The organism is Streptomyces sp. P5F9, assembly GCF_057961495.1.
The window spans coordinates 17,960-27,088 of the sequence record NZ_JBXVPZ010000090.1 but is presented as its reverse complement, the minus strand read 5'-3'; the positions used below and the strand labels follow the sequence as shown (position 1 = coordinate 27,088).

Genomic DNA, 9,129 nt, shown 5'->3' with positions numbered 1-9,129 from the left:
CCCCCACTCCCCGCCCGGACGTAGGCTCACCGCACCACCGCCACCCGAGGGAGCCCGCCCGTGACCGTCCGCGTGCGTCGTGTCTACGATCCGCCCGAGCCGGAGGACGGCGTGCGCGTCATGGTCGACCGGCTGTGGCCGCGTGGCCTGTCCAAGGACGCGGCCCGGGTCGACGAGTGGCCCAAGGAGATCACCCCGTCGACCGAACTGCGCCGCTGGTATCACGCGGGCGAGGGTGACTTCGAGGAGTTCAGCAGCCGTTACGAGGCCGAGCTCGCCGAGCCCGAGGCGGCCCAACTCCTGCACACCTTGCGGAACTTGGTCCGTATGGGGCCGGTGACCCTGGTGACGGCGGTCAGGTCGCCGGAGCGGAGTCACGCCTCGGTGCTGGCCCGCCTCCTGGAGGGGTGAGGAGACGGGCCGTAGGGCTGGAGAAGTGCTGCTAGGCCGTCTGTTCGGCCGCCGCGCGGCCCGCCGCCCTGCCCGAGAAGAGGCAGCCGCCGAGGAACGTGCCTTCGAGGGCGTTGTAGCCGTGCACACCGCCGCCGCCGAAGCCGGCGACCTCGCCCGCCGCGTACAGTCCGCCGATCGGCCTGCCGTCGGCGGCCAGCGCCCGTGAGTCCAGGTCCGTCTGGATGCCGCCGAGGGTCTTGCGGGTCAGCACGTGCAGCTTGACGCCGATCAGGGGGCCGGCCGCCGGGTCCAGGATGCGGTGCGGGGTGGCCACGCGGCCCAGGCGGTCGCCGATGTAGCGGCGGGCGTTGCGGATGCCCTGGACCTGGGAGTCCTTGCTGTAGGGGTTGGTCATCTGGAGGTCGCGGGCCTCGATCTGGCGGCGCACCACGGCCGCGTCCAGGAGAGGCTTGTCGGTCAACTGGTTCATCTTCTCGACCAGTTGCTCCAGGTTGCCGGCGGTCACGAAGTCCGCGCCCTTGCGCAGGAAGGCGTCCACCGGTCCCGGGGCGCCCTTGCCGAGGAGCCGGTCGCGCAGGACCGCCTTCTTGTCCTTGGCGGTGATGTCGGGGTTCTGCTCGGAGCCCGAGAGCGCGAACTCCTTCTCGATGATCTTCTGGGTGAGGATGAACCAGGAGTGGTCGTGTTCTGCCAAGTCCTCGGTCGTGCGCAGGTACTTGAGGGTGTTGAGGGTGTCGTAGCCCGGCAGGCACGGGTCGGGCAGGCGGCGGCCGAGGGCGTCGAACCACAGGGACGACGGGCCGGGCAGGATGCGGATGCCGTGGCCGGGCCAGACCGGGTCCCAGTTCTGCAGGCCCTCGGTGTAGTGCCACATGCGGTCGCGGTTGACCAGGCGTACGCCCGCCTCGGCGCTGATGTCGAGCATCCGGCCGTCGACGTAGGCCGGGACGCCGGTGACCATCTCGGCGGGCGGTGTGCCGAGGCGCTCGGGCCAGTACTGGCGGACGATGTCGTGGTTGGCGCCGATGCCGCCGGTGGTGACGATCACGGCCTGCGCGGTGAGTTCGAACGCGCCGATCGCCTCGCGGCTGGAGGAGACGCCCCGGGCCGCGTTGTCCTCGGCGAGGACCGTGCCGCGGACGCCGCGCGCCTCGCCCTCCTCCACCGCCAACTCGTCGACCTGGTGGCGGTAGTAGAAGGTGAGCAGTCCGTCACGGGCTGCCTGCCTGGCGTGGTTCACGAAGGGTTCGACGACTCCGGTGCCGGTGCCCCAGGTGACGTGGAAACGCGGAACGGAGTTGCCGTGTCCGTGGGCGCGCAGGTCGCCGCGTTCCGCCCAGCCGACCGTGGGCAGCAGCTTGATGCCGTGTCCGTCGAGCCAGGTCCGCTTCTCGCCGGCCGCGAACTCGACGTAGGCGCGCGCCCAGCGCACCGCCCAGGAGTCCTCGTCGTCGACGCGGTCGAAGCCGGCGCTGCCCTGCCAGTCGTTCCAGGCCAGGTCGAAGGAGTCCTTGATGCCGAGGCGGCGCTGTTCCGGCGAGTCGACGAGGAACAGTCCGCCGAAGGACCAGAACGCCTGCCCGCCCAGGTTGTTGGCGTTCTCCTGGTCGACGAGCGCGACCCGGCGTCCCCGGCTGGTCAGTTCGTGGGCCGCGACCAGACCGGCCAGCCCGGCTCCGACGACGATGACGTCCGCATCCATGGCGACGTTGCCCTTCTCAAGTGGGTTGTCATTCACAAGTGGGTTGTCATTCAGGGGTGTTGCTGCCGTCGGTCAGCAGCGCGGTGAGCAACTGCTTGAGCCAGGAACGCGCCCGCACGGCGTCCTTGTCCAGCAGCAGTTGGGTGGTGACTCCGTCGTACGCGGCGATCACCGCGTGGGCGGCGCCGTCGATGTCGCCCAGTACGGCGGGCAGTTGAGTGTGTGCGCGCGCTCGGGTGAGCCGGTCGGCGATCGCGCCGCGGAGCCGTGCCCGGTGGTCGAGGAGGGTCTGGGCGACGGCCGGGTCCCGGGCCGCGTGCACCAGGAAGTCGGTCTTGACCAGCAGCCAGTCCAGGTCGAGCAGCAGCACGTCGGTGACCCGGTCCACCGCGGTGGGCACATCGAGGTCGGGCCCGTCGAGCGCGAAGGCGCCGGCCACCTGGTCGGCGATCAGCTCGGCGCGGTCCCGGTAGAGCGCGAAGAACAGCTCGTCCAGGCTGCCGAAGTTCGAGTAGAACGCGCCCCGGCTGTAACCGGCGGCCTCGCAGACCTCCTCGATGGAGACCCGCCCGAACCCTTTCGCCGCGAACACGGCGAACGCGGCGTCCAGCAGATTGGCGCGCGTGCGGACCCGACGCCTGGTCACACGCTTGGCCGTCGCCTCCGCCACCATGTCCGGACCTCCGCGTCCTTCGTTCGATACGTGAATGTATCCGATACACCGATGTATCCAAAGGGGTGGGACCCCAAGGAACCGGGGCCCCGAAGAGAGTCGCCACCGAATGGGAACAGATATTCGAATAAGGAGTACGCTGGTCTCATGACCGCGCACCACCTCCAGGGCTCCCTCTTCGACCAGACCGACCAGCTCCGCCTCGGCCCCCTCGGCGGGACACGCCGTACGGCACTGGGGCTCGGCGCCTGGATCGACGTGCTGCCCGGGTGGCTCGCGGGAGCCGACGCCCTGTTCGAGGAGCTGGCCGCCGAGGTGCCGTGGCGCGCCGAGCGCCGTCAGATGTACGACCAGGTCGTCGCCGTACCGCGACTGCTCGCCTACTACGGCGCGGACGACACGCTCCCCCACCCGGTGCTGGCCGAGGCCCGGGACGCGCTCTCGGCGTACTACGTACGGGAGTTGGGCGAACCCTTCACCACGTCCGGGCTCTGCTACTACCGCGACGGCCGGGACAGTGTCGCCTGGCACGGCGACCGGATCGGGCGGGGTGCCCGTGAGGACACGATGGTGGCGATCCTCTCCGTGGGCGCGCCCCGCGACCTGCTGCTGCGCCCCGTGCGCGGCGGCGAGTCGGTGCGGCGCCCCCTCGGGCACGGCGATCTGATCGTGATGGGCGGCTCCTGTCAGCGGACCTGGGAGCATTGCGTCCCCAAGACCACTCGCGCCGCGGGACCGCGCATCAGCGTGCAGTTCCGCCCGCACGGCGTGCACTGAGGCGGAGAGGCGGCCGCTTCGGATGCGCGCGGGGGCCGCCCCCGGCGGACGGCGCCGGAGGCGGCTTCCCCCGCCCGCCCGCGCCCGCCCGGCGGGCGTCTGGTTGGCTGTCCCCCGTCGAGCACCACCGCGTACGAGGGGACGGTCATGCGGGCAGAGGTACGCCAAGTCGCCGACGGCACCTATCTGGTGCACGGCAGCAACACCAACTGGGTGATCCTCACGGACGGTGACGCGGCCACGCTGGTGGACACCGGATACCCCGGCGACCGTCAGCTCGTGCTCGACTCCCTTGCCCAGGTGGGCAGTTCACCCAAGGCGGTCCAGGCGGTGCTGATCACGCACGCCCACAACGACCACCTCGGCTCGGCGGCGTACCTGCGCGACACCCACGGCACGCCGGTCCTGCTCCACGAGGCCGAAGTGCCGCACGCCCGCAGGGAGTTCCTCCAGCAGGTGAGTGTGGGGACGGTCCTGAAGAACGCCTGGCGTCCGGGAGTGCTGCCCTGGGTGGTTCACGCGATGCGCGTCGGCGGCACCGAGCAGCATCCGGTCGCCGCGGCCGAGGCGTTCCCCGGCGCGGGCGGCCCGCTCGACCTGCCCGGCCGGCCCGTCCCCGTGCACACCCCCGGCCACACGAGCGGGCACTGCGTGTTCCATCTCCCGGAGCGCGGGATCGTGATCTCCGGGGACGCCCTGGTGAGCGGCCACCCGACCTCGCGGATCAAGGGGCCGCAGCTGCTGCCGGCCATGTTCCATCACGAGCGCGAGCGCGCCGTGGCCTCGCTGGACATCCTCGAAGCGCTGGACGCGGAGACACTGCTGCCCGGCCACGGCCCCCTGCACACCGGTCCGGTCCGTGAGGCGGCGCAGCGCGCCCGCGAACACGCGATCTAAGGTCACCCCATGGCACTGCAGATCAACGCGACCAACCCGGAGCATCCGGTCCTCCTGCTGGAGCTGCCCTGGGATGTCCCCCTGGAGCAGTGGCCCGACGAGTACCTGGTGCCGCTGCCGCGCGGCATCTCGCGCCACGTCGTGCGCTACGCCCGCGCCGGCAGCGAGGTCATAGCCGTCAAGGAGCTCGCCGAACGGCCCGCGCTGCGCGAGTACGAGCTGCTGCGCGACCTGGACCGGCTCGGCATCCCGGCGGTGGACCCGCTCGCCGTGGTCACCGGACGCGTCGACGCCGCCGGCGAGCCGCTGGAACCGGTGCTGATCACCCGGCACCTGGGCGGCTCGATGCCGTACCGCTCGATGTTCGAGACGACGCTGCGCCCGGCCACCATGCACCGGCTGATGGACGCGCTCGCGGTGCTGCTGGTGCGGCTGCATCTGGCCGGTTTCGCGTGGGGCGACTGCTCGCTGTCGAACACGCTGTTCCGGCGGGACGCGGGCGCGTACGCCGCATATCTGGTGGACGCTGAGACCGGCGATCTGCACCCGCAGCTGAGCAACGGACAGCGGGACTACGACCTCGACCTCGCCCGCGTGAACATCAGCGGGGAGCTGCTCGACCTGGAGGCGTCCGGGGCGCTGCACCCGTCCGTCGACCCGATCGAGTTCGGCATGGAGATCTGCGCCCGCTATCAGGGTCTGTGGGAGGAGCTGACCCGCGTCTCGGTGTACCCGGCGGGCAAGTACCACTTCATCGAACGCCGGATCCGGCGCCTGAATGAACTCGGCTTCGACGTCGCCGAGATGCAGATCGAGCACTCCTCCAACGGCGACACGGTGACCTTCGTGCCGAAGGTCGTCGACGCGGGCCACCATCAGCGTCAACTGCTGCGCCTGACCGGCCTGGACGCCGAGGAGAACCAGGCGCGGCGGCTGCTCAACGACCTGGAGTCCTGGATGGCCACCCAGGACGACTACTCCCCGGGCGACCCGCTCGCCGCCCGGCCCGAGGTGCTCGCACACCGGTGGGTGCGGGACGTGTTCCGGCCCACCGTGCGTGCCGTACCGCTGGAGCTGCGCGGCTCGATGGACCCGGCCGAGATCTACCACGAGCTGCTGGAACACCGCTGGTACCTGTCCGAGCACGCCCAGCACGACATCGGGCTGGACACGGCGGTCGAGGACTATCTCAAGAACATCCTGCCGAAGGTGCGCGAGACCCTGGAGCCGACGACACCGGAGTGATCCGGGTCAGTCCGTGGCGGGCGGGGCCGTGGTGCCGCGGACGACCAGGCGCGGCGCGACCACGCTCTCGCCGTCCGGTACGGCCTCGCCGTCCAGGCGGGCGATCGCGCGGCCGACGGCGAGTTCCGCGAGGCGCGGAATGTCCTGGGCGACGGTCGTGAGGTCGATGTGGGCGAGCCGGGACAGGCTGGTGTCGTCGAAGCCGACCACGGAGATCTCGCCGGGGACGGACACCCCGGCCCGCAGGAAGGTGTCGAGGACTCCCGTGGCGCAGCGGTCGTTGAAGGCGAGGACCGCGCTGGGCCGGGACGTCGGGGCTTCGGCCAGCAGGGTGCGAGCGCCCCGTGCCCCGTCGTCCTCGGTGGGTCCGCCGGGCAGGACACGGACGTGGTCGTCGAGGCCGTGGCGGTGCATCGCGGTGCGGTAGCCGCGGCGGCGGTCGGCGGCGCCGGGCGCGCGGCCGCCGTCGATGTGGGCGACGGCGCGGTGGCCGAGCGCGACCAGGTGGTCCACGGCCTGCCGGGCGCCCTCGTCGTCGGCGGTGCGGACGACGTCCACGGCCGGTGGGACGGGCCTCAGCCTTCGGGCCACCGAGACGACGGGGACCTGGGTAGCCAGGTGCGCGAGGCGGGCGGCCGGGACCTCGGGGCCGAGCAGGACGAGGGCTTCGCACCGGTCGGCGAGCAGCGCCTCCACGGCCTGCCGCTCACCGCGCGACGGGGCGACCGCGCTCAGGGCGACCTGGTAGCCGGCGGGTTCGGCGGCGGCGTAGATGCCCTCGACCAGGTCGGTGTGGAAGGGGTGGCGCAGTCCGAACTGCACGCCGAGGAGGCGTGAGCGGTTGCTGCGCAGCACCCTGGCCCGGGTGTCGGGCCGGTAGCCGATCTCCTCGGCGGCCTTGAGCACCCGCTCGCGGGTGGTCGCGCTCGCGCCGTAGGCCCCGCGCATCACGATGGAGACCAGCGCGACGGACACGCCCGCCCGGGCCGCGACATGGGCCAGGGTGGGCCGCTTTCCGTCGGGGACCGCGGGGGTGGTCGGCACGGTGGTCCTTCCGGTAGAGGTGTCGTTCCGTCAGGGGATGGTAGCCGCCCCAAAGGGCCTGCTCCGACGGTACTGCAACGTTCTAGAAACATGCCCGGCGAAGGCTTGACACAGGAATCCAGCAGTGGCGTACTACTGCCATCTAGAACGTTCTAGAAGAGGGCGAGCAGTCATGTACACGTTGGCGGTCTGTGCCGAGATGGTCTTCCGGGACCTGCCGATCCACGAGCGGGCGCGGCGCATCCACGAGGCCGGCTTCCAGGTCGAGATCTGGGACTGGACCCGGCACGACCTGGACGCGCTCACCCGGACCCCGGCCGAGTTCTCGTCGATGACGGGCTACATCCGGGGCAGCCTCACGGACGAGTCGGGCGCCGCCGAACTCCTGCGCACCGCCGAGGAGTCGGTGAAGGCCGCCGATCAACTGGGCTGCCCCCGGCTGAACTTGCACGGCACGGGGCTGGACTCCGAGGGCCTGCCGGTGGTTCCGGTGACGGGCGAGCCCACGGGCGCGATGTGGATCGCCGCCCACCGCACCCTGACCCGCCTCGCCGAACTGGGCGAGAGCAACGGGGTCACGTTCACGCTGGAGAATCTCAACGCCGCGGTCGACCACCCGGGCGTACCGTTCGCGACGGCCGCCGACACCCTGGCCCTGGTCAAAGCGGTGGACCGGCCCGGCCTGCGCATGAACCTGGACCTGTACCACGCGCAGATCGGCGAGGGGAACCTCATCGAACTCGTCCGCAAGGCCCACGAGTCGGACCTGATCGGCGAGATCCAGGTGGCGGACGTACCCGGCCGCCAGGAGCCCGGCACCGGCGAGATCAACTACCCGGCGATCGCCCGCGCCCTCGCCGACATCGGCTACGACGGCACGGTCGCGATGGAGGCCTGGGCCTCGGACGGCGACAGCGAACGCGCCCTGGACCGCTTCCGCACCGCGTTCACCCCGGCCGCGGGCGCCTGACCCTCAGGAAGCCTCCGGCGACGGCACCACGGCCACCGGGCACTCCGCGTGGTGCAGCACCCCGTGCGCGACCGAGCCGATCCGCGCGCCCACCGCCGTACGGTGGGCGCGCCGCCCGACGACCATCAACTGGGCGCGCCCCGCGACGGAGAGCAGGACCTGGCCAGCGCTGCCGATCTCCACGTGCTCGACCACGGGCACGTCGGGGAAGCGCTTCCGCCACGGTTCCAGCGCCTCGGCGAGGCCCTTCTTCTCGTACGGTTCCAGGCCTCCGGCGTCGTCGAGAAGCTTCATGGAGGCGGGGCTGTAGGCGAACACCGGCGGCAGGGTCCACGCCCGTACGGCACGGACCGTCGCTCCCCGCGCCGCCGCCGTCTCGAAGGCGAAGCCCAGCGCGGCGGCGCTGTCCTCGGGGTTCCCGTGCTGACCCACGACGATCTCGCGCCCCGCCGCCTCCCCGGCGGCCTCGTCCCCGGCGCGGACGAGCACGACGGGCCGCGGGGAATCGGCGATGACCTGCTGGCCGACGGAACCGAGCAGGAAACCGACGACGGGGCCGTGGCCGCGTGAGCCGAGGACCAGGAGTTCGGCGTCGGCAGCGGCGGCGGTCAGCGTGTCGACGGGGTCGCCCTCCAGGACGTCGGTGGTGACGTCGAGGCCCGGGTGGCGTTCGGCGACCGTCCGAGTGGCCTCGGCAGCCGCGTCCCGTACCCAGCGGTCCTGGGTGTCCCGGTCCCCCGCGTCGAGGGCCTGGTGCTCCTCGTACCGCCAGACATGCACGACCCGCAGCGCCAGCCCCCGCCGTACGGCCTCCCGGCCCGCCCAGGCGAGTGCGGCGAGGCTCTCCGCCGATCCGTCGACCCCTGCGGTGATCGGTCGTGTCATGCGGTGGCCTCCCGGTGGTGCGGTCACGTGTGTCGGCCCAGTCTTCACTACGGTGCCCGCATGACCTTGGAGTGGGAGCAGGTAGTGGTGGACTCGGCCGACCCCGTCGCGCTGGGACGCTGGTGGGCCGAGGCCCTCGGGTGGGTGGTGGTGGGCGAGGCGCCGGACGAGTTCGAGATCCGGCCGGAGCCGGAACGGCTGCCGGGGCTGCTGTTCGTGCCGGTGCCCGAGCGCAGGACCGTCAAGAACCGGCTGCATCTGGACTTCCGGCCCGACGACCAGGAGGCCGAGGTGATCCGGCTGCTGGCCCTGGGCGCGCGGACCGCGGACGTCGGGCAGGGCTCGCAGTCGTGGGTGGTGCTGGTGGACCCGGAGGGGAACGAGTTCTGCGTGTTGCGCTCCCGGCGCCCCTGAGGCCCCCGTCTCGGGTGTAGCGGAGCGCGACACGGCGATCGACCATACGATGGTGGGGAGCCGGCGCGGTGTCAACGGCGCCGCCGTGCCGTGAAGCCGACCACTCGG

At 71.9% G+C, this 9,129-nt stretch carries 10 protein-coding genes; 6 read left to right on the top strand and 4 right to left on the bottom strand.

Annotated elements, in window-relative coordinates:
• Window positions 1-60: 60 nt before the first annotated feature.
• Complete coding sequence (locus tag AC31A1_RS17260) at window positions 61-411, top strand: DUF488 domain-containing protein (protein WP_489654169.1); 351 nt, start codon at window positions 61-63, stop codon at window positions 409-411.
• Window positions 412-442: 31 nt separating this feature from the next.
• Here the strand turns inward: AC31A1_RS17260 and AC31A1_RS17255 are convergent, their stop codons facing one another.
• Both AC31A1_RS17255 and AC31A1_RS17250 read right to left on the bottom strand, forming a co-directional pair.
• Window positions 443-2,116: an FAD-binding dehydrogenase gene (locus AC31A1_RS17255; RefSeq protein ID WP_489654170.1), complete on the bottom strand. Its 1,674-nt coding sequence runs from the start codon at window positions 2,114-2,116 to the stop codon at window positions 443-445.
• Between the two features lie 46 nt (window positions 2,117-2,162).
• Complete coding sequence (locus tag AC31A1_RS17250; protein WP_489654168.1) at window positions 2,163-2,789, bottom strand: TetR/AcrR family transcriptional regulator; 627 nt, start codon at window positions 2,787-2,789, stop codon at window positions 2,163-2,165.
• Between the two features lie 147 nt (window positions 2,790-2,936).
• Here AC31A1_RS17250 and AC31A1_RS17245 point away from each other — a divergent pair, with 147 nt between their 5' ends.
• From AC31A1_RS17245 to AC31A1_RS17235, 3 genes are all read left to right on the top strand, one after another.
• Window positions 2,937-3,566, top strand: coding sequence for an alpha-ketoglutarate-dependent dioxygenase AlkB (locus tag AC31A1_RS17245; RefSeq protein ID WP_489654167.1), 630 nt, complete (start codon window positions 2,937-2,939; stop codon window positions 3,564-3,566).
• A gap of 147 nt (window positions 3,567-3,713) precedes the next feature.
• Window positions 3,714-4,463: an MBL fold metallo-hydrolase gene (locus AC31A1_RS17240; protein WP_489654166.1), complete on the top strand. Its 750-nt coding sequence runs from the start codon at window positions 3,714-3,716 to the stop codon at window positions 4,461-4,463.
• A gap of 9 nt (window positions 4,464-4,472) precedes the next feature.
• Window positions 4,473-5,708, top strand: coding sequence for a DUF4032 domain-containing protein (locus AC31A1_RS17235; RefSeq protein ID WP_489654165.1), 1,236 nt, complete (start codon window positions 4,473-4,475; stop codon window positions 5,706-5,708).
• Between the two features lie 6 nt (window positions 5,709-5,714).
• Here the strand turns inward: AC31A1_RS17235 and AC31A1_RS17230 are convergent, their stop codons facing one another.
• A complete protein-coding gene (locus tag AC31A1_RS17230; protein WP_489654164.1) occupies window positions 5,715-6,752 on the bottom strand; it encodes a LacI family DNA-binding transcriptional regulator in 1,038 nt (345 codons plus the stop codon).
• Between the two features lie 172 nt (window positions 6,753-6,924).
• On the opposite strand from AC31A1_RS17230, the gene AC31A1_RS17225 reads away from it, so the two are divergent.
• The gene (locus AC31A1_RS17225; RefSeq protein ID WP_489654163.1) at window positions 6,925-7,722 is read left to right on the top strand and encodes a TIM barrel protein; all 798 of its coding nucleotides are present in this window, start codon (window positions 6,925-6,927) and stop codon (window positions 7,720-7,722) included.
• A 3-nt stretch (window positions 7,723-7,725) separates the two neighbouring features.
• Here AC31A1_RS17225 and AC31A1_RS17220 read toward each other — a convergent pair whose 3' ends face one another.
• A complete protein-coding gene (locus AC31A1_RS17220; protein ID WP_489654162.1) occupies window positions 7,726-8,607 on the bottom strand; it encodes a universal stress protein in 882 nt (293 codons plus the stop codon).
• 60 nt (window positions 8,608-8,667) lie between these two features.
• Between AC31A1_RS17220 and AC31A1_RS17215 the strand changes: the two genes are divergently transcribed.
• A complete protein-coding gene (locus AC31A1_RS17215; protein WP_489654161.1) occupies window positions 8,668-9,021 on the top strand; it encodes a VOC family protein in 354 nt (117 codons plus the stop codon).
• Window positions 9,022-9,129 lie beyond the last annotated feature (108 nt).